Here is a 20,089-nt window from a genome sequence, read left to right as displayed (position 1 = left end):
TGGGGAGGCCGGCTCAGCGCTCGTCGAATGTCTCGGCGAGCCACCGCTCGGCGTCGATGGCGGCGGCGGCACCCGTGCCGGCCGACGTGATCGCCTGGCGGTAGATGTGGTCGACGACGTCGCCGCAGGCGAACACGCCGTCGATGTTGGTGCGGGTGGTCGGGTGTTCGACCTGGATGTAGCCCTCGTCGTCGAGCTTCAGCTGTCCGACGAAGAGCTCGCTGCGCGGGTCGTGCCCGATGGCCAGGAACATGCCGGTCACCGGCATGGTCTCGGTGGCACCGGTGGCGGTGTCGGTCAGCTGGACGGCGGAGACGGTCGACTCGCCAAGCACGTCGGTGACCTGCTTGCCCAGCGCCCAGCGGATCTTCTCGTTGTCCTGCGCCCGCTGCTGCATGATCTTCGAGGCGCGCAGCTCCTCGCGGCGGTGCACCACGGTGACGCTCTTGGCGAACCGGGTGAGGAAGGTGGCCTCCTCCATCGCCGAGTCGCCACCGCCCACGACGACGATGTCCTGGTCGCGGAAGAAGAACCCGTCGCAGGTGGCACAAGCCGAGACCCCGCGGCCGAGCAGGCGCTGCTCGTTGTCCAGACCCAGGTACCTGTACTTGGAGCCGGTGGCCACGATCACGGCGTGCGCGCGGTGGACGGCGTCGCCGACCTTGACGATCTTCGGGTTCGTGGTGAGGTCGACCCCGGTCACGTCCGACGGCACCAGCTCGGCGCCGAAGCGCTCGGCCTGGGTCCGCATGTCGTCCATCAGCTGCGGGCCCTGGATGCCCTCGGGGAAGCCGGGGAAGTTCTCGACCTCGGTGGTCGTCATGAGGGCGCCGCCGAACTGCGACCCCTCGAACACCAGCGGGTGCAGGTTCGCGCGGGCCGCATACGTGGCCGCGGTGTAACCGGCGGGGCCGGACCCGATGATGATCAGGTCACGGATGCCGTCGTGCTCGGCCGGCGGGATGACCGGTCGGGTCACCTCGCCGGTGGTCACGGCGGGGCCGGGGGTCGGCTGGTCTGTCGTCACGGGCGGCACAACCACGATCGTAAGGGCCCCATTCCCGCGTGACCCCGTCCCGGGGCGGCCTCGATCAGCCGGCGGTGCGGACCTCGACCTCGGCCAGCTCGGCGGAGAACCCGTTGGGGCCGTCGACCAGGCCGGTGATCCACACGAGCACGTACCGGGCGGGAACCGGCTGGTCGAATGCGAGGTCGGTGCTTCCGGTCAGCGTGCCGGCGGCCGCTACCGAGAAGTCCTCCAGGGCTTCGCCGGCCGACTCCGCCGTGCGCACCTCCACGGTGGCGCCGGGCACCGGCGACTGCACCGTGACGCCGGACAGCTCGTGTACGTCGCCGAGGTCGTACACGACGCCGACGCCGGGCTTGAGGTTGCCGAACGCGGGGGAGCCCCGGTAGTCCAGCGTGGACCAACCGGTGGCGGGGTCGCCGTCGTAGGACAGCGGGACGTCCTCGTCGTTCTCCGGCTCGCCGTCGCCGAACGGGTCGAACACCTGGGCGGCGCTGACGGTGGCCGCGGCGCCCGGCTCCGGCGCCGGCTCCTCCCCGCCCCCGTCCGCCACGGGGGCGCCGGCCGTCGGCGGGGTCGAGCCGGCGATCTCCTCGTCGACGGAGTCGGCCACCGACAGGACGCTGGAGCCCAACCACCAGGCCAGCGCGATCACCACGACGAGGGCCAGCAGCGGGAGGCCCACGACCACCAACCGGCGCCCGCGGGCCGCGTCCTCGTTCTCGTCCTCTGGCGCGTAGCCGTCGTCCTCGTCGCGGGCTCCTCGGCCGCCCAGGACGCCGAAGAGCCCGTCCTCGCTCCCCGGCGCAGGCGGGAGCGACGAGGGGGCGGCCGCGACGGTGTCGCCGCCCAGCGCGGAGGCGGGCAGCGGCCCGCCGTCGCCGACCGGTCGGACCGGCGGCACGGGAGGCAGCGTGGTCCGCTCGAGCCGAACGGGGGCCCCCGCCTCGCGGCGGCGCCGGCGGCCGCCGTCGGTGTCGTCGGCCCGGTTCGGGTGCAGGTTCTGCGTGGAGCCGCTCCGCCCGCGCTCCCCGAGCAGGGCCGCCATGGCCGCGACGCTGGAGAGCCCCTGGCCGGGTGCGGTGGACCGGGCGCGGCGGGCGAGGGCCACGAGGTCGGAGGGGCCGGTCACCGGGCGGGCGCCGGGACCGACGCCGGTGAGGCAGGCCTCCAGGAGTTCACCGAGCGCGGTGATGTCGCCCTCGACGGTGCCGGCGGCCGCGGGGACCGCCCGCAGCCCGACCAGCCCGTTCGGTCGCAGGACGACGTTGTCCAGCGAGAGGCCGCCGACGGCCAGGCCCACGCGGTGCGCCTCGGCCACGCCCTCGGCGAGCCGGCGGAGGACGAGCCGGACCTCGCGCTCGGGCATCGGACCGGACCGGAGCCGGTCGGCGAGGGTCTCGCCGTCGATCCACTCGTTGACGACGTAGGCGGCGCCGCCGGGGGCCTGCGGGTCGCCGCTGCCCTCCGAGGCGTCGTAGACCATGGCCAGCGCGGGGGTGGCCAGCCCGCCGGCGGTGAGCGCGCGGGTGATCCAGGCGTGCGCCGCGGGACCGGCCGGGATGTGCACCCGGATGGCGACGTCGCGGTTGAGGACCCGGTCCTTGGCCCGCCAGCTCTGGATGATGCCGGTGGGGGTGGTCTCGTCGGGACCGATCTGGTCCAGCGGGCGGTAGCGGTCGGGCAGGCCGGTGGTCGTGGACGCCATCGACACTGTCGACTCCTCGTGCTGCTCTGACCGCCGAGGCGGTCGCTCCGGCACGGTCGGCTCCGGCCGGTGGTCCCCGGTCACCTGCGTCCCAGCCGGGCCCTGACCGCGGCCAGGGGCTCCCGGAGCTCCGGAACGCGGGCCACCACCAGACCGACCAGTGCGACGCCGCCGACGACCACGGTACCGAGGAGCACCTGCAGGAGCGAGCCTGTGGTGGAGCGTCCGAGCAGGTCGTCGGTCACGATCCGGACAAGACCGCCGACCAGACCGGCAGCCAGCGCCACGGCGGCGATCCGGGCCAGCGGGCCGAACGTCTCGCGGGTGCGCAGCCCGCCGAAGCGGCGGCGCAGCGCGAGGTCGCCGATGACCCATCCGGCGACGTAGGTCAGGCTGGTGACGAGCATCAGGCCGGCCACCACGAGCTCCGCCTCGACGACCACGGGCACCAGCACCAGCAGCGGCACCCGGACGGCGACCATCCCCACCTGGATGAGCGTGGGCGTGCGGGCGTCCTTCATGGCGTAGAAGACCCGCAGCTGCAGCAGGGTCACCGCCATCGGCAGCAGGCCGAAGGCGCCGACGGCGAGGGCCGTGCCGATGGCCTGAGCCTCGTCCACCGAGGTGTTGCCGCGGGCGAAGGCGAGCACGCCGAGCGGCGGGCCGAGGACGGTCAGCACGGCGGTGACCGGTAGCAGGCCCAGCGCCGACAGGCGGGTGCCCAGCGAGAGGTCCTCGACCACGCCGGGCACGTCCCGCCGTGCCGCGGCCCGGCTCATCCGCGGCACCAGCGCGGTGAGCAGTGCGACGCCGATGATCCCGTAGGGCATCTGGAAGAGCAGGCTGGCGTACTGGAAGGCGGTGGAGCCCAGGCCGCCGTCGCGCTGCGCCGCGTTGGCGATCCGCAGCGCCACCACGACGCCGATCTGGCTCACGGCCACGTAGCCGATGACCCACAGGCCCAGCGCCCCGGCCTCGCGCAGGCCCGTGTCGCGCAGACCCCAGCGGGGGCGCAGGGGGATGCCCACCTTGCGCAGCAGCGGGACGAGGACCACCGCTTGGAGCGCGATGCCGAGCACGGTGCCGATGCCGAGCAGCCACACCAGCCCGGGGGCGATGGTGGCCGGCTCCAGCGCACCGGGGCCGGCCGCCGCGAGGAAGGCCAGCCCCGTGGCGATGACCACGAGGTTGTTCAGCACCGGCGCCCACGCCGGCGGCCCGAAGACGCCGCGGGAGTTCAGGATCGCCTGGGCGAAGGCACCCAACCCGTAGAAGACGATCTCCACGAGCAGCATCCGGGCCAGCCAGTTGGCCACCTCGTACTGCTCGCGGTTCTCGTCGAGGCCCAGGAGCGAGGTCAGCAGCGGTGCGGCCAGGATCGCCAGCGCGGTCATGACCAGCAGGCCGGTCATCGCCAGGGTGGCCAGCCGCTGCGCGTACGCCACGCCGTCGTCCCGGTCGCGTTCCTGCGCATGCACCAGCAGCGGGACGATGACCGAGGTCAGCACGCCGCCGAGCAGCAGCTCGTAGACGATGTTGGGCAGGGTGTTGACGGTGTTGTAGGCGTCGGCGAACAACCCCACGCCCAGGGCTGCGGCGAGCACCATCGTGCGCAGCAGCCCGGTGATCCGGGAGACCAGGGTCGCGACGGCCATCGTGCCGGCCGCGCGCAGGATGCCCCCGCTCGCGCCCGGTGCACCTTCGCGCCGCTCGACGTCCTCGTCGGTCTCCTGCCCGGTGCGCGGTACCGGGGGGAGCACCGGCATGGGGAAGACCTGGGTGTCGTCCGCGGCCGGCACCCAGCGGTGCCGCAGCGGCGGCAGGGGAGGCAGGGGGGCGGCCGCCGGCCGGGCCGGCCGGCCCGCCACCGGGGGCACGGGAGGCAGCGGCGGCCGGGAACGCGACTGCGGGAGTCCGCTGTCGGCGGCGACCTCGGCCGGACCCCCCTCGACGGTGGGGCGTGCGGCGAAGACCGCGTCGCTCGGTGGGGTCGCCAGGTAGGGGGCCGGCGGCACGGGGAACGGCGAGCCCCAGGTGCGCCGCCCCGCGGACGCGCTGGTCGGCGCCGGGGGCGGTGGCAGGGGGGCCGGCCGGGCGCGGTCGGCGGGCTCGTCGCCGCCCGGCGACGACGTGCCGTCCTCGCTGCTCCGGGGCTGGTCGCTCACACCGGGCTCCGGGTGGGCGGCACGGACAACCGGGCCGACGCCGGTCCGGTCCCGCCGTCGGCGGCGGGGGTCCCGCGGCGACGGCGGAGGACGAAGTTCACGAGCCGGCGGAGGAAGAGCAGGCCGAGCAGGGACGCGGCGCCGATGGTGATGGACAACGAGATCGGGCCGTAGGCCGTGCTCTTCACCTGCATCTCGACGGGGCTCCCCAGCGGGCTGCCCGACGGCGTGGTCACCTGGGCGGTCACCGCGAACCCGCCCGAGCGGCGCAGCTCGGTGGGTACCTGCAACGTCGTCCGCTGCTCCGGCGGCAGGGTCTGGACTCCGATGTCCCCGACGCTGAGCCCTCGGTTGCCCGGGGTGTCGACGCGGAGCCGGACCTGCACGGGGAAGGGCAGCGGGTTGTCCACCGTCAGCACGAGGGGCGCGTCGCTGGAGGCGAGGCTGTACGTGCCGTCCACGGGGGCGACGACGGTGACCCGCTCGCGCAGCCGGGCGAGCGTGGCGCGTGCGCCGGCGGCGGCCTCGGCGAACAGCTCCGGGTCCTCGCGCCACAGGACCGACGCGGCGCGGGCGATGCCGGCGTCGTAGGCCTGCAGCGCCTGGTCGGCGTCCCCGGCGATCGCCGCGGCGAGGTCCTCCCGCGCGGCGACGGCGGCGCCGAGCGCCGTCATGCCGGCGCCGTCCAGGCCGGTCCGCTCGACGGGGAGGGCGAGCGATCCCGCGTCGGCGGCGGGCACCGCGTCCAGCGCCGCCACGCTGCCCGCCCGCAGCCACGGCAGGCCGGCGGTGTCGGAGATCATGGCGCCGGCGCCCTCGAGCCCCGCGTCGAGGTTCCGCGGCGGGGCGACCAGCACCGTCTGCTCGCTGCCCGGTGGCGCCTGGAGGGTGAGGGCGGCCAGCTCGGCCAGGTAGCGCTGCTCGGCGATGCGCGGCCCGCCGGCGGTCGCTTCGGCCGCGCCGACCACGGTGCTCAAGGTGGGGTCGGCGACCAGCACGTCCAGCGGCTCCTCGCCGGTCGGGACCGCGGCCCGGGCCACGGCGTCGGACCCGTCCAGGCCCACGGCGGAGCCTCCCCCGGTCAGTGCACCGCTGCCCAGGACGACCCGGTCGATGCCGCCGGCCCGCAGGGTGGCGAGCGTCTCCGGGGCGTAGGAGCCGTCGGGGGCCCAGGCCAGGTCGGTGGCGGGCGCGACGTCCAGCACCTCGGCGAGGATCTCCGCCCCGGCGCCGGTGGTGGGCTGCTCCTGCGCGTCGGCCGGGGGCGTCCCGCCCTCGGCGGCCGGGTCCACGGCGACCGGCGGCGGGCCGATCGGGTCCTGGGCGGTGCCCTCCGGGGAGCCCGGCAGGCTGCGGGTGACGACCGACGGCAGTCCGGCCGCCTGGAGGCCGTCGGCGTCGACGTCGCCGTAGGGCAGGGCCACGACCGGGCGGGAGGCCACCACCGCGCGCAGCCGGGCGAGGAACGCCTGGGCCTCCTCGGTGCCCGCTCCGGCGCCGGCCACCCCGTCGACGGCGTAGGGCCCATCGGCCATGAGGGCCAGCTCCTCCACCAGGGCCGGGTCGATCGCCAGGGTGATCGGCAGCGGAGCGGCGGGTGCGGTGCCCCCGTCGGGAAGACCGGCGGGCAGCCGCTCGACGACGGCGAGGACGCGGTCCAGCCGGCCCCCCTGGCTGATCTCCTCGGTGAGCTCGTCGTCGACGAAGTCGCCGGAGGCGTTCCGGTGGCTGCGCTCGGACAGCGGCCAGAGCCAGGCGACCGTCGTGCGTGAGGAGGGCAGGACCGGCTGCTGCACCAGGAAGGTGGCCAGCTCCCCCACCCGGCGCTCGTGGTCGCCGTCGACCGTGCCGTTCACGTTCAACAGCACCGGGTAGACGCCGTCCTGCTCCAGCCGCAGCTCCGCGGAGTCGAGCGTGTAGCTGAACTCGGTGCTGTCGCCGGGGCCCAGCGCGCCCGGCAGCGGCGCGAACGCCGGCTGCACGGTCGTGGCCGGGTCGGGGTCGCTCACCGCCTCGGCCAGCGCCGGTCGGCTGGTGCGGACGGTGCCGCGCTGCAGCCGCACGGCGAGGTCGGTGACCGGCTCGGTGCCGGTGTTGGTGAGCGTCCCGGTCACCGTGACGAGCGAGCCGGGCGTCACCGTGCGGGGCTCGAACCGGGCCACGTCGATGCGCACCGGGCGGTCGGCGTCGCTCGCGCCGGCCGGGGCCGCGGCACCCGGCGCCGCGACCGCCGGTGCGAGCCCGGCGCCGGGGAGCAGAGCCGGTCCGCCGAGGGCCAGGGCGGCGAGCAGCGGGACCAGTACGGCGGCACGCCGGGCGGCACCCGGCCGTGCGGGCGGCTCGGCGGCGGGGCGGCCGCCGGCGCCGGCGGCAGCCGGCCGCGTCACGCGCTGTCGGCCAGGAGTCCGGGCGCGCGCTCGACGAGCGCCCTCTCGTCGGCGTAGGCCAGCCGCGCGCTCAGCTCCTCCAGGGGCACCCAGGCGACCTCGGTGACCTCGACGTCGGCGTCGGAGAGCGCGCCGCCCACGGCCCGCAGGAGGAAGTGGTGCACCGTCTTGTGCACGCGGCGGCCCTCGGCGACGAACCAGAAGTCGATGATCCCGAGCGGGGCGACCACCTCGCCGATGATCCCGGTCTCCTCGGCCACCTCGCGGACGGCGGTGTCCTCGGGGGTCTCACCGGCCTCGATGTGCCCCTTGGGCAGGGACCAGAGCAGCCTCCCCCGGCGGTCGGTGCGTCCGATCAGAGCGGCGCGGGGCCCGGTCACGCCGTCGTCGGCCACCACCAGGCCCCCGGCGGAGGTCTCGTCGACCCGTCGCAGCCGGCGGCCCGGGCGCCCGCGCCCGCCCGTACCAGCCATGCCAGGAGGGTAGCGCGACTCGGTCGAGGGCTCCGGCAGCATCGCAGCGGGGACCGAGCTCGCTGCCGGCGCCGGGCGGAGGGAGTGGGCGGTCGCACTACCCTGGCTCGTCGTGTCCGCCACCCCGCCGCGTCGTCCCGAGCCGGAACCCGTCCCCCCGGCCGTCCAGGAGACCGTCCGGAAGCTCGTGGACGTCTCCCCGGTGCTCACCGAGCTGGGCGAGCGATTCGCCGGGGCCGGCTTCGAGGCGCACCTGGTCGGCGGCTCGGTGCGCGACGCGTTGCTCGCGGCCGGTACGGGCGGCCGCGGCGTCCCCGGCGATCTCGACGTCACCACCGACGCCCGCCCGGAGCAGGTCCTCGAGCTGCTGCGCGGGTGGGCGCGTTCCACGTGGAACACCGGGATCGCCTTCGGCACCGTGGGCGCCGACGTCCGCGGGGTCCGCGTCGAGATCACCACCTTCCGGGCCGACCGGTACGACCGCAGCTCCCGGAACCCGGAGGTGGCGTGGGGCGACTCGTTGACCGACGACCTCGCCCGGCGGGACTTCACGGTGAACGCGATGGCCGTCTCCCTCGGGCCCGACCGCACGGTCACCGATCCCTACGGCGGGCTGGGTGACCTGCTGGCCAAGCGGCTGCGCACACCGGGACCCGCGGTCGAGTCGTTCGCCGACGACCCGCTGCGCATGCTGCGCGCCGTCCGGTTCGTCGCCCAGCTGGAACTGGCGCCGGACGAGGAGGTCGTCGCCGCGATGACCTCGCTGGCCGGCGAGCTGGCCCGGATCACCCCCGAGCGGGTGCAGGCCGAGCTGTCCAAGACGCTGCTGCAGGACGCCCCGCGGGCGGCCCTGGAGCTGTTCGTCGCCACCGGCCTGGCCGACGTCGTGCTGCCGGAGCTCTCGGCCCTGCGCATGGAGATCGACGAGCACCACCAGCACAAGGACGTCTACACCCACTCGCTCACGGTCCTCGACCAGGCGATCGCGCTGGAGCGGGCCGACGACGCGCACGAGTCACCCGACCTGGTGCTGCGGCTGGCTGCGCTGCTGCACGACATCGGCAAGCCGGCGACCCGACGGCACGAGGACCGCGGCCGGGTCTCCTTCCACCACCACGAGGTGGTCGGCGCCAAGCTGGTGCGCAAGCGGCTGACCGCGCTGCGCTACCCCAAGGACGTCGTCGAGGCCGTCGCCCGGCTGACCTTCCTGCACCTGCGCTTCCACGGCTACGGCGACGGGCAGTGGACCGATTCGGCCGTCCGCCGGTACGTCACCGACGCCGGGGACCTGCTCGCCCGCCTGCACAAGCTGGTGCGGTCGGACTCCACCACCCGCAACAAGCGCCGGGCCGCGGCCCTCTCGGCCACCTACGACTCGCTCGAGCAGCGGATCGCCGAGCTCGAGGCGCAGGAGGACCTCGCGCGCGTCCGCCCCGACCTCGACGGCAACGCCATCATGGAGATCCTCGGCCTCGGACCGGGGCCGGAGGTGGGCGCGGCCTGGCGGTTCCTCAAGGACCTGCGGCTCGAGCGGGGCCCGCTGGACCCCGACGAGGCCGAGGCCGCCCTGCGGGCGTGGTGGGCCGGCCGCGGGGCCTGATCCGCCGCGCGGAGGCGGGCGAGCGCGCCACCCGGGAGGGGCGGGGTTCCAGGACGACGACGGGGGTGCCGAGATGACCGGTGTGCACTCTCAGCGCCCCGACGACGCCGCCGGCCCCCCGGTGTCGCCGACCGGCCGGACCCCGCAGTGGCTCCTCGACGAGCTGGCCGGTGGGGCAGCGCCGCCGCGGGCCCCGGTCCCCCGTCGCCGCCGTCACCGGCTGCCGTGGGCCGTGCCGCTGGCCGTCGTGGCGATCACCGGTGGCCTCGTGCTCGCCGACCCGCCGGCATCGCCCTGGCCGGGCGACCAGCAGGCCGCCGCACCGGGGGTCCCGGGTGCGACCGCGCCGGCCCGGCCCACCGACCGGCCCCTGCCGGCGGGGGCGGCGGCGCCCCTGGGCAGCCCTCCCCCGGCACCGCCGGAGGGCGGGTCCTACGCCTACGTCTCCGTCCAGGAGGACGGCGTCACCCCGGTGGCCTACGACCCCTGCCGGGAGGTCCGCTACGTCCTCCGCCCCGACGCGGCGCCGCCGGGCACCGAGCCGATGGTGCACGACGCCGTGGCCCGGATCGGTGAGCTGACCGGCCTGCGGTTCTCCTTCGACGGCTACACCGACGAGCCGCTGGCCGGGGATCGGCTGCCGTACCAGCCGGAGCGCTACGGCGACCGGTGGGCGCCGGTGCTGATCGGCTGGCAGACCGAGACGGAGAACCCGGCGCTGGCCGGCGATGTCATCGGGGCGGCGGGCAGCACCGCGGTGTCGCTGGGCGACGGGCCGCGGGTCTACGTGACCGGCACCGTCAGCCTCGACGCCGGGCAGGCACCGCAGGTCCTCGGCGAGCGGGACGGGGCCGCGATCCTGCGATCGGTGGTGCTGCACGAGCTGGGCCACCTGGTCGGCCTCTCCCACGTCGACGACGACCGGGAGCTGATGTTCCCCGAGACGCGTCGCGCGGTGACCGACTTCGCGAGCGGGGACCTGACCGGCCTCGCCGCGCTGGGTGGGGGGCCGTGCATCCCCGAGCTCTGAGGGCGGGGACGACTCAGGGCCGGGCCATGCGGGTGTGCAGCAGCGCCGTGGCCACGTACCCCGCGCCGACGACGGCGAGCAGCGGGGGCGACACCCCGGACGCGGGAAGGGCGAAGGCGCCCGCGACGAGTGCGGCGACGTACCCGACGTTGACCAGGGTGTCGTAGACGGAGAAGACCCGGCCGCGGTGGTCGTCGTCGATCGACTCCTGCAGCGTGGTGTCCACGCAGATCTTCACGCCCTGGCCCATCAGGCCCAGGACGAAGCCGGCCAGCACGGCGGCCGGCGGCTGCAGCAGGAGACCGAGGGCGACCTGGGCCAGGCCGCCGACGGTGAGCAGCAGCGCGACCCAGCGCTCCTTGCCGATCCGGCGGACGGCCGGGGGTGTCACCGCCGCGGCGGTGAGGGTCCCGACGGCGCCGGCGGCGACCACCTCGCCGAGGCCGACCAGCCCACCGGGGAACAGGCCGGTCCCCCCGGTGAACGTGTTGCGGTAGAGGAGCAGAAGCATCAGCGTCAGGAGCCCGTACCAGATCCGGTGCAGGCTGATGGCGGTGAGCGCGGCCGCCGCATGCCGGTCGCGCCAGGCGTGCCGCGCGCCCGAGGCCATGCCGGCGAGCACCTGGGTGACCGAGAGCCGGGCGGAGCGGGCCATGTGGTCGGGGCCCAGGTGCGCCCGGGGGAAGCCGGCGACGACCGCGGCGGCCCCGAGGTAGGGCAGCGCCGCCGAGAGCGCCAGGGAGGCGTAACCGGCGTCGTCGGACCCGGTGACCTGCAGCAGCGCCAGCGCGACGCCGCCCCCGGTCACCGTGGCGACGGCGCCCGACGTCGTCGACAGCGCGTTGGCCGACACCAGCGCCGCCTCGTCGGTCGTGTGCGGCAGGCCGGCCGACAGCGCGGCCAGCACGAACCGGTTCACCGAGAAGACGGCGAGGCCGGCCACGTAGAAGGCCGGCCCCTGCACACCGGCGAGGACCAGCGCCGCCACGACGGCGACCAGGCCGGCGCGCAGGACGTTCGCGCGCAGCAGGACCTGCCGGCGGCTCCAGCGGTCCAGCCAGACGCCGGCGAACGGTCCCACGAGGGAGTAGGGGAGCAGGAGCACGGCGAAACCGGCGGCGACGTCCACCGGGTCGGCGGCCCGCTGCGGGTTGAACAGCACGGTGCCGGCGAGCGCCGCCTGGAAGACGCCGTCGCCGAACTGCGACAGCAGCCGGGTGCCGAGCAGCCGCAGGAAGTCCCGTCGCGCCAGCAGGCTGCGCACGGTCGTCCCCGCCTCGGCCACGCGGTCACCCTAGGGCGCGCCTGGATCGGCCCTGCGTGACCGCCGCCCCGTCGCGCCGCGGCCGTCGCGGCCGGTCCCCGCCGGGCGCCCGGCGGGAACGCGGATCACGGCCGGTGCAGGTCCCGGGCGGTGCGCATCTGAGGCACACTGGGAAAGATGTCGCCGGCGCCTGCGTCACCCGAACCCGAATCCGGTCCGCCCACGCGGCCCGCGACAGGTCGCCGGCGTGCCGGTGCCGTTCCGCAGCTGTCGATCGGCGGCCTCGACGACGTCCGCGCGGGCGCTCTGCTGGTGGCCATGCCGGTCCTGACCGACCCGACCTTCGCCGGGACCGTCGTCTACGTCCTCGACCACTCCGACACCGGCACGCTCGGCGTGGTGCTGGGCAGGCCGAGCCAGGTGGAGATCCGCGACGTGCTGCCGGGCTGGAGCGAGCTCGCCGTCGCCCCCGGTGTCTTCCACGTGGGCGGGCCGTGCGAGACCGACACCGCCCTGTGCCTCGCCACGGCGCCGGCAGACGTCCCCGCGCCCGGCCTGCGTCCCGTGGCCGGTGACGTGCACCTGGTGGACCTCGACGCCGACCCCGAGGCGCTCGTCGGCCTGCTGAGCGGCCTGCGCGTCTTCGCCGGTTACGCGGGCTGGTCCCCCGGCCAGCTCGCCGGTGAGCTCGCCGAGGGCGCCTGGGCGTGCGTCCCGAGCCGGCCGGGGGACGTGCTCGCCGGCCTCTCGGGACCGCAGCTGTGGCGCCAGGTGATGGGCCGGCAGACCGGCCGGCTGGCGGTGCTGTCGTCGGCGACGACGGATCCGACCGTCAACTGATCCCGGCGCGCCGTGCGGCGCGATCGCCGGCGATCTGGTAGGAAGGACCCGGGAAGGGGCGGTCTGGGGAAGAGACCGCCCCTTCCCGCTTTCCTGCGGCGGGTGAGGTTCCCCCGCCCTAGACCCCGTACGCCTCGGCGATCTCCGGGTGGTCCTCGGCCGCCGCCGTCTCGTCCTCGGCGGGCAGCGCCAGCCTGCGGGTGCCGTGGTCGGCCAGGGTGACCGTCAGCTCGGCGCTTCCGTCGGGCAGCGGCGTCCGGAACTGCACCAGCGTCTCGTCGGAGTCGGCGACCGCGACCGTGCGCCCGTCCCGCAGCCGGTAGACCGTGGTCGGCTGCCCGTCGATCGCCTGCTCGCCGTGCCACCGGTACGGGCCGTCGAGGAACGCCCCGGGGTCGTCGGGGGCCTCCGCGGAGAGGTTCTGCAGCACCTGGACGACGACGTCGATCAGCTCGACCGCCCGCGAGTCCGTGGGCAGCGGCCGGCGGAGGTAGCTCGCCGCGGGGGCGCCGTCGGCCGCCAGGGCCTCCGGGAGACCGGGGGAGTCACCGGACCACAGGGCGTCGCGGTCGAAGAAGAGGGTGCGGGTGTCGCGGTCCTCACCGTCGACCACGGTCACCGCCTGGGCCTGCCCGACCGCGCGGCGGAAGTCGATCTCCCCGGTGAGGGTGAGGACCGCGTCGTCGGAGAAGGGCACGGTGACGACGAAGTCCGCACCGCCCTCCTCGTGGTTGCGGTGCAGCAGCTCGGCGAGCACGGCTGCGTCGTCCTCGGTGATCGGCTCCCCGGGCTGCCGCTCGGCGCCGGTGCAGCCGGCGAGCAGCAGCGCGGCGAGCCCGGCCGCGCCGGCCCGGGGGACGAGCTGGCGGCGGGCACGCATGGCCGAAGCGTAGTGAAAGGACCGTCCTGCCCCCGCCACTCGCAGGCTCGCGGCGGGTCCCTGCAGGGCAGCCACCCGAACCCCGGCAGGAACGCGCAGGGCCCGCATCCCCCTGAGGGGAGATGCGGGCCCGGGCGAGGTGCGGGAGGTCCCCCCTCAGCGCTCGATGTCGCCCCGGATGAAGGCCTCGACGAGGTCGCGGGCCTCGCTGTCGCGGTACTGCACCGGGGGGGACTTCATGAAGTAGGACGACGCCGACAGGATCGGGCCACCGATGCCGCGGTCCTTGGCGATCTTCGCGGCGCGGACGGCGTCGATGATGATGCCGGCCGAGTTCGGGGAGTCCCAGACCTCGAGCTTGTACTCCAGGTTCAGCGGGACGTCGCCGAACGCGCGGCCCTCGAGGCGCACGTAGGCCCACTTGCGGTCCGACAGCCACGGCACGTGGTCCGACGGGCCGATGTGCACGTTGCCCTGGCCCATGTCGCGGTCGACCTGGCTGGTGACGGCCTGGGTCTTGGAGATCTTCTTGGACTCCAGGCGCTCGCGCTCGAGCATGTTCTTGAAATCCATGTTGCCGCCGACGTTCAGCTGCATGGTGCGGTCGAGCTGGACGCCGCGGTCCTCGAACAGCTTGGCCAGCACCCGGTGGGTGATGGTGGCGCCGACCTGGCTCTTGATGTCGTCACCGACGATCGGCACCCCGGCGGCGGTGAACTTGTCCGCCCACTCCTGGGTGCCGGCGATGAAGACCGGCAGCGCGTTTACGAAGCCCACGCCGGCGTCCAGCGCCGCCTGGGCGTAGAACTCGGCGGCCTCCTGCGAGCCCACGGGCAGGTAGCAGACGAGGACGTCGGCGCCGGACTCGCGCAGCGCCGCGACGACGTCGACCGGCTGCTCGTCGGACTCCTCGATCGTCTCGCGGTAGTACTTGCCGAGGCCGTCGAGGGTGGTGCCGCGCTGCACGTGCACGCCCAGCGGCGGGACGTCGCAGATCGTGATCGTGTTGTTCTCGCTGGCCACGATGGCCTCGGAGAGATCCCGGCCGACCTTCTTGGCGTCGACGTCGAAGGCGGCGACGAACTCGATGTCGGAGACGTGGTACTCGCCGAACCGGACGTGCATGAGCCCCGGCACCGACGTGGTCTCGTCGGCGTCCCGGTAGTAGTGGACGCCCTGAACGAGCGACGCGGCGCAGTTGCCGACGCCGACGATGGCGACCTTGACTGACCCCATGACTCTCCTTCTCCCTGGACCGTTCGGTCCCGTGTAGGTGAACCGCGAGCGGTCCGGTGCTGACTGCCGGCGGGACGGACATCCCGCCGGCCGGCTCACGTGGTCGGCGGTGGCTCCGCCTCGTGCTGGTCGGGCGGCGTGGTTCCGCCCGTCTCCCCCCGTAGTGGTCCCGGCTCCGTCGCCTCCCGGGGCGCTCCTCCAGGCTCCGTCGCCTCCCGGCGCTCGCTGTCGATGAGCTCGGAGAGCCAGCGGACCTCCCGGTCCACCGACTCCAAGCCGTGGCGCTGCAACTCGAGGGTGTAGCGGTCGAGCCGCTCGCGGGTCCGGCTCAACGAGGCCCGCAAGCCCTCCCGCTGCTGCTCCACGGTGCGCCGGCGGCCCTCGAGGATCCGCAGCCGGACGTCGTGGGCCGTGTGCCGGAAGAAGGCCAGGCGGACGCCGAAGAGCCCGCCGTCGTCGTAGGCCTCCGGGCCGGTCTGGCCGACCAGCTCGTGGAAGCGCTCCTTGCCTTCCGCGGTGATCGTGTAGACCACCTTCCCGCGCCGTCCGGTGAGCGGCGGCGCGTCCGCCGGCAGCAGCGCCCGAGGATCGGGCTCGTCGGTGCCGATGAGCCCGGCCGCCTGCATGCGCCGCAGCGCGGGGTACAGCGAGCCGTAGGAGATGCTGCGCAGCCCACCGAGCACCTGGGCGAGCTGCTTGCGCAGCTCGTAGCCGTGCATCGGGGCCTGGTGCAGCAGACCGAGGATGGCGAACTCGAGCACGTCGCCCTCCTCGATCGGTCGTGCGCGTCGATGTATCGGCACGATACATCGGGGCGGTGATGGACCGCAGCCGCAGCCGGTGGGGCGGGTGAGCCGCCCGGGACGGGTCTGCGGCCGAGGAACCCCACGTCGGACGGGCCGGTGCGTACATTGGCCGCCGTGCCCGGACGTCGATCCGTCGTGGACTACTCGCTGCAGCGGCGAGCCGTCCTGGCGGGAGTACATGCCGGTCGCACCGGGTTGTTCGAGGTGTGCGACGCGAGCCCGTACCTGTCCCGCGCCGCGAAGTACCACGGGCAGCCCACCGACGTGGCCTGCCCGGTGTGCCGCCGGGAGCGGCTCACGCTGGTGAACTACGTGTACGGCGAGCACCTCGGGCCGGTGGCCGGGCAGGCCAAGACCGAGGCTGAGCTCGCCCGTATGGACCTCGCCCAGGAGGAGTTCTCCGTCTACCGGGTGGAGGTCTGCCGCGGCTGCGGGTGGAACCACCTGGACTGCTCGTACGTCCTGGGAGCCGAGCCCGAGCCGGGGCGCCGGCCCCGCCGCGGCCGGCGTCGGGCAGCCACCGAGCAGTGACCGGCTGGACGACACCCGGCCCGCGTGACGCGCGGACCGGGGCCCGCAGCGACGCGGGCCCGCTCCGCTCCCACAGCTGAAGACGTTCCGTGTCCGGGCAGGTGCCCGGCGTCGATCATGAGAGTCCAGGAAGGGGTGTGCTCGTGCCCAGCCACGACGAGACCTCGCCCGTGGCACCGCGGGCCGGCTCGGTCCGCCGGCCGCCGGCCGCCCGTACCCGCAACACCGGAGGCGGTGGCGGCTCCGGCCGTCCGCCGGCCGGTGGTTCGGGCCGTCCCGCCGGCCGCAACGCGGCCGCCCGCGGTGGGACCGCGCCGTCCCGGGGCGGCACGAGCGCCTCGCGCGCCGGCTCAGGCCGTCCCCCGGCCCGGCCGGCGACCACGGGCAAGACCCGCACCAAGAAGCAGGGCCGCAAGCGCCGGCTGAAGATCGTCGCCGCCGTCATGGGCGGGATGCTCGCCCTCCTCCTCGTCTTCGTGGGCGTCGTCTACGCCAGCACCGAGGTGCCGAGCCCCGACTCGGTCTCGACCAAGCAGACGACGGTCCTCTACTACTCCGACGGCGTGACCGAGATGGCGCGGCTGGGCGACGAGAACCGGACCAACGTTCCGCTGTCCCAGGTCAGCGAGGCCGCGCAGCGCGCGGTGCTCGCGGCGGAGAACCGCAGCTTCTACACCGACCCGGGCATCTCGTTCACCGGCATCGTCCGGGCGGCCTGGAACAACCTGACCGGTGGCTCGACGCAGGGTGGGTCGACGATCACCCAGCAGTACGTCAAGAACGCGTTCCTGACCACCGACCAGACCTTCAGCCGCAAGTTCCAGGAGCTCTTCCTGGCGATCAAGCTGGACAACAACTTCTCGAAGGAGCAGATCCTCGAGAACTACCTGAACACCATCTACTACGGCCGCGGCGCCTACGGCATCGAGGCGGCGGCGAACACCTACTTCGGCGTCCCGGCCGCCGAGCTGACCCCGCAGCAGGGCGCGGTGCTCGCCGTCCTGATCCGCAGCCCGTCCGGCAACGACCCCGAGACCGACCCCGAGGGCGCGCGGACCCGCTGGGGCCTGGTGCTCGACGCGATGGTCGAGGAGGGCTGGCTGACCGCGTCGGAGCGCGAGGCCTCGGTGTACCCGGAGGTGCTGCCCCGCGGCGACTCGCCGCTCGGCACGCCCGAGGGCCCCGAGGGCCACATCGTCACGCAGGTCCGCCGCGAGCTCGAGGCCAAGGGCTACGACGACCAGGAGATCAACGCCGGCGGTCTGCAGATCACCACGACGATCAGCAAGCCGGCGCAGGACGCCGCCACCGCCAGCGCGGCGGACGTGCTGGACGGTGAGCCGGAGAACCTGCGGTCGGCCCTGGTGTCCATCGACCCCCGCACCGGTGGGGTCATCGCCTACTACGGTGGTCAGAACGGCACCGGCACCGACTACGCGCAGGCGCAGCGGCAGCCCGGCTCCTCGGTGAAGCCCTACGTCCTGGCCACGGCGCTGGAGCAGGGCATCGGCATCCGCGCGCGGCGCGACGGCAGCTCGCCGCAGACCTTCCCCGATCGGGAGCAGGCGGTGACCAACTCCGGCGGTGTGAGCTGCGGCGCCTGCACGCTGACCGAGGCCATCACCCGCTCGCTCAACACCACGTTCTACGGCCTGGCCTACGAGGTCGGCCCGGAGAACGTGCGGGAGACCATCCTCGCGGCGACCGGCCTGCCCGACACCTGGCAGAGCGGCAACCTCGAAGGCAGCACGACGCTGGCGAACGCCAACGGCGGAACCGGCTCGTCCATCGGCATCGGCGAGTACGAGATGCGCCCCTTCGACCAGGCGCAGGGCTTCGCCACCCTCGCCGCGGATGGCGTCTTCCGCGACGCCTACTTCGTCTCGAAGGTCACCGACAGCGCGGGCGCGGTGCTCCTCGAGCAGGCGGGTCGGCCCGGTGAGCAGGTGCTGCCGGCCGACGTCGTCAACGACGTCACCGTGGCGCTGAAGGACGTCGCCTCCTACTCGCGCCGCGCGCTGGACGGCGGCCGGGAGGTGGCCAGCAAGACCGGTACCCAGGGCCTCAACCGCCAGGACAACTCCGACGCCTGGATGGTCGGCTACACCCCGTCGGTCTCCACCGCGGTGTGGATGGGCACCGACGTCCGGGAGCCGATCAGGACCGCCCGCGGTCAGATCGTCTACGGCGCGGGCCTGCCCGGCGCGATCTGGCAGGAGTACATGAACGCCGTCCTCGCGGGCGTCTCCGAGGAGGACCTGCCGGACAGGGCGCTGATCACCGGTGACTCCGGCGAGGGCGTCCCGGAGCCGACCACCGCGCCGCCGCCGCCGGTGAACACCCCCGCCGCGCCGGCCACCCCGAGCACCCCGGCGCAGACGACGACGCCGTCGGTTCCGACGACGACGCCGTCCACCCCGAGCACCCCGGCGCAGACGACGACGCCGTCGGTTCCGACGCCGCCGGAGACCGGGGACGACGGCGGGACCACCCCCGGCGATGGCGGCGTCGGCGGCTCACTGGGGCCTGTCGTCCCCCCGCCCGCACGCTGACCGATGCCGCACACTGCTCGCATGAGCAGCTCGCCCACGGGCCCGTCCGCCACCGCGGACGGGCCCGTGGTCGTTCTACGTGGAACGCCGGCGCCCGGGACTCCCGACCGGGTCGTCCCCTCCTGGACCGATCCGGTTGTCCGGCAGGCCAGCGAGGCCGTGGGCGGCCCGTGGGGGCGCTACGCCGTGACCGGCCGCGCGTGGTTCTGGACGCCGCTCCGGGTGTGCCTGCTGTTCGCCACGCTCGTCCTCGCGGTGGCGTGGGTCAAGCAGGCACCGTGCTCCGACGGCAACTGGCCCGGACAGGTGCAGTACACGCACCTCTGCTACTCGGACGCCGTGCCGCTGTTCGGCCTGTACGGGCTCGACGCGGCCCTCCCCTACCTCGACGTCGCCGTCGAGTACCCCGTCCTCACCGGGGGCCTCATGGCGTTCGCCGCCGCCCTGTCCGGCGGCTACGACAGCGTGGCCGCCGCCTCGCACCTGCTGCCCTCGGTGCCGCCGGTGCAGAGCTACTACGTCGTCACCTGCCTGCTGCTCACCGGCTGCGCGCTGCTGGTGGTGCGCAGCACGCTGGCGCTCGCCGGCCGCCGGCCCTGGGACGCGGCCCTCATCGGGCTGTCCCCGCTGCTGCTCGTGCACGCCTTCACCAACTGGGACCTGTTCGCAGGCGCGCTCACCGGCCTGGGGATGTGGGCCTGGGCGCGGCGCCGCCCGGTGCCGGCCGGCGTCCTGCTGGGGCTGGGGGTCGCCGCGAAGCTCTACCCGCTGCTCGTGCTGGCGGCGTTGTTCCTGCTGTGCCTGCGCGCCGGGCAGCTGCGGGTCTGGCTGCGCACCGCGCTGGCCGCGGCCGCCGCCTGGGCCGCGGTGAACGTGCCCGTCGCCCTGGCCGAGCCGGGGAACTGGTGGTACTTCTTCGCCTTCAACAGCACCCGGCCGGTGGATCCCGACTCGCTGTGGAACCTGGCCCTGCACGTGTTCGGCGGCGGGGCGGCCGGGGGCGGGGCGCCGGCGCTGCTCAACGTCGCCGTCGCGGTGTCGCTGCTGGTCGGCGTGGGCGTGGTCGCCTGGCTCACGCTGAGCGCACCGGTCCGGCCGCGGGTGGCCCAGATCGCCTTCCTGCTCGTCGCGATCTTCCTGCTCACCAACAAGGTGTGGAGCCCGCAGTACTCCCTGTGGCTGCTCCCCCTGGCCGTGCTGGCCCGGCCACGATGGCGCTCCCTGCTCGCCTGGCAGGCCACGGAGGCGCTGCTGTGGGTGCCCCGGATGCTCTGGTACCTGGGCACGGAGAACAACGGCATCGACGTCGAGTGGTTCTTCCTCGCCGTCGTCGTCCGGGACGTCGCCGTCGTCGTCCTCATGGCGCTGGTCGTGCGGGACGTGCTCGACCCCGACCGGGACGTCGTCCGCACCAGCTGGCCGGGGGTCGACGACCCGGCCGGGGGAGTGCTCGACGGCGCCGTGACCGCGCGGTCCGTCCGGCGGTGGCACGGCGGTGGCACGGCGGTCCTCCGGAGCGCACCGCGGCCAGGTGCCGTCCCGGGCTGCGCTGAGCGCACCCTCCGGGCCCACCCGGCGTGACGGAGCAGG

The 20,089-nt window shown here is 74.9% G+C and carries 15 protein-coding genes; 6 read left to right on the top strand and 9 right to left on the bottom strand.

Translation table 11 applies throughout. The features are described from left to right. Positions 1-13 precede the first annotated feature (13 nt). The 5 genes from trxB to ACI791_RS15680 form a co-directional block, all read right to left on the bottom strand. Positions 14-1,027 carry a thioredoxin-disulfide reductase gene (trxB, locus tag ACI791_RS15700; protein WP_456586881.1) on the bottom strand — a complete coding sequence of 338 codons (1,014 nt, stop codon included), beginning with the start codon at positions 1,025-1,027 and terminating at the stop codon, positions 14-16. Between the two features lie 64 nt (positions 1,028-1,091). Then, positions 1,092-2,735 carry a hypothetical protein gene (locus ACI791_RS15695; RefSeq protein ID WP_456586880.1) on the bottom strand — a complete coding sequence of 548 codons (1,644 nt, stop codon included), beginning with the start codon at positions 2,733-2,735 and terminating at the stop codon, positions 1,092-1,094. An 80-nt stretch (positions 2,736-2,815) separates the two neighbouring features. Continuing rightward, on the bottom strand, positions 2,816-4,900 hold the full coding sequence (gene murJ, locus ACI791_RS15690) for a murein biosynthesis integral membrane protein MurJ (protein WP_456586879.1): 2,085 nt from the start codon (positions 4,898-4,900) through the stop codon (positions 2,816-2,818). Then, positions 4,897-7,287, bottom strand: coding sequence for a DUF6049 family protein (locus ACI791_RS15685; protein ID WP_456586878.1), 2,391 nt, complete (start codon positions 7,285-7,287; stop codon positions 4,897-4,899). The genes murJ and ACI791_RS15685 overlap by 4 nt, the downstream gene beginning before the upstream one ends. Next, a complete protein-coding gene (locus ACI791_RS15680; protein ID WP_456586877.1) occupies positions 7,284-7,760 on the bottom strand; it encodes an NUDIX hydrolase in 477 nt (158 codons plus the stop codon). Before ACI791_RS15680 ends, ACI791_RS15685 begins: the two co-directional genes overlap by 4 nt. A 112-nt stretch (positions 7,761-7,872) precedes the next feature. Between ACI791_RS15680 and ACI791_RS15675 the strand changes: the two genes are divergently transcribed. After that, positions 7,873-9,360 (top strand): CCA tRNA nucleotidyltransferase, encoded by a 1,488-nt coding sequence (locus ACI791_RS15675; RefSeq protein WP_456586876.1) that lies wholly within the window; start codon positions 7,873-7,875, stop codon positions 9,358-9,360. Positions 9,361-9,433: 73 nt separating this feature from the next. Then, the gene (locus tag ACI791_RS15670; protein WP_456586875.1) at positions 9,434-10,390 is read left to right on the top strand and encodes a matrixin family metalloprotease; all 957 of its coding nucleotides are present in this window, start codon (positions 9,434-9,436) and stop codon (positions 10,388-10,390) included. 13 nt (positions 10,391-10,403) lie between these two features. Here ACI791_RS15670 and ACI791_RS15665 read toward each other — a convergent pair whose 3' ends face one another. Continuing rightward, positions 10,404-11,675 (bottom strand): MFS transporter, encoded by a 1,272-nt coding sequence (locus ACI791_RS15665; RefSeq protein ID WP_456586874.1) that lies wholly within the window; start codon positions 11,673-11,675, stop codon positions 10,404-10,406. Between the two features lie 297 nt (positions 11,676-11,972). On the opposite strand from ACI791_RS15665, the gene ACI791_RS15660 reads away from it, so the two are divergent. After that, entirely contained in the window at positions 11,973-12,494 is a 522-nt protein-coding gene (locus ACI791_RS15660; RefSeq protein WP_456586873.1) for a YqgE/AlgH family protein, read from the top strand. A gap of 118 nt (positions 12,495-12,612) precedes the next feature. Here ACI791_RS15660 and ACI791_RS15655 read toward each other — a convergent pair whose 3' ends face one another. From ACI791_RS15655 to ACI791_RS15645, 3 genes are all read right to left on the bottom strand, one after another. Next, positions 12,613-13,374 carry a hypothetical protein gene (locus ACI791_RS15655; protein ID WP_456586872.1) on the bottom strand — a complete coding sequence of 254 codons (762 nt, stop codon included), beginning with the start codon at positions 13,372-13,374 and terminating at the stop codon, positions 12,613-12,615. Positions 13,375-13,530: 156 nt separating this feature from the next. Further along, entirely contained in the window at positions 13,531-14,610 is a 1,080-nt protein-coding gene (locus ACI791_RS15650) for an inositol-3-phosphate synthase (protein ID WP_456586871.1), read from the bottom strand. 95 nt (positions 14,611-14,705) lie between these two features. Further along, entirely contained in the window at positions 14,706-15,371 is a 666-nt protein-coding gene (locus tag ACI791_RS15645) for a PadR family transcriptional regulator (protein ID WP_456586870.1), read from the bottom strand. A 159-nt stretch (positions 15,372-15,530) separates the two neighbouring features. On the opposite strand from ACI791_RS15645, the gene ACI791_RS15640 reads away from it, so the two are divergent. The 3 genes from ACI791_RS15640 (at position 15,531) to ACI791_RS15630 (ending at position 20,080) form a co-directional block, all read left to right on the top strand. Next, entirely contained in the window at positions 15,531-15,947 is a 417-nt protein-coding gene (locus tag ACI791_RS15640; protein WP_347058683.1) for a DUF5318 family protein, read from the top strand. A 143-nt stretch (positions 15,948-16,090) separates the two neighbouring features. Then, entirely contained in the window at positions 16,091-18,499 is a 2,409-nt protein-coding gene (locus tag ACI791_RS15635; RefSeq protein ID WP_456586869.1) for a transglycosylase domain-containing protein, read from the top strand. 21 nt (positions 18,500-18,520) lie between these two features. Further along, on the top strand, positions 18,521-20,080 hold the full coding sequence (locus tag ACI791_RS15630; RefSeq protein ID WP_456586868.1) for a glycosyltransferase family 87 protein: 1,560 nt from the start codon (positions 18,521-18,523) through the stop codon (positions 20,078-20,080). Positions 20,081-20,089 lie beyond the last annotated feature (9 nt).

This window comes from Blastococcus sp. SYSU DS0973, from assembly GCF_054051055.1.
Note: the sequence above shows the minus strand (reverse complement) of the source record. Positions and strands in the feature narration are given on the sequence as shown.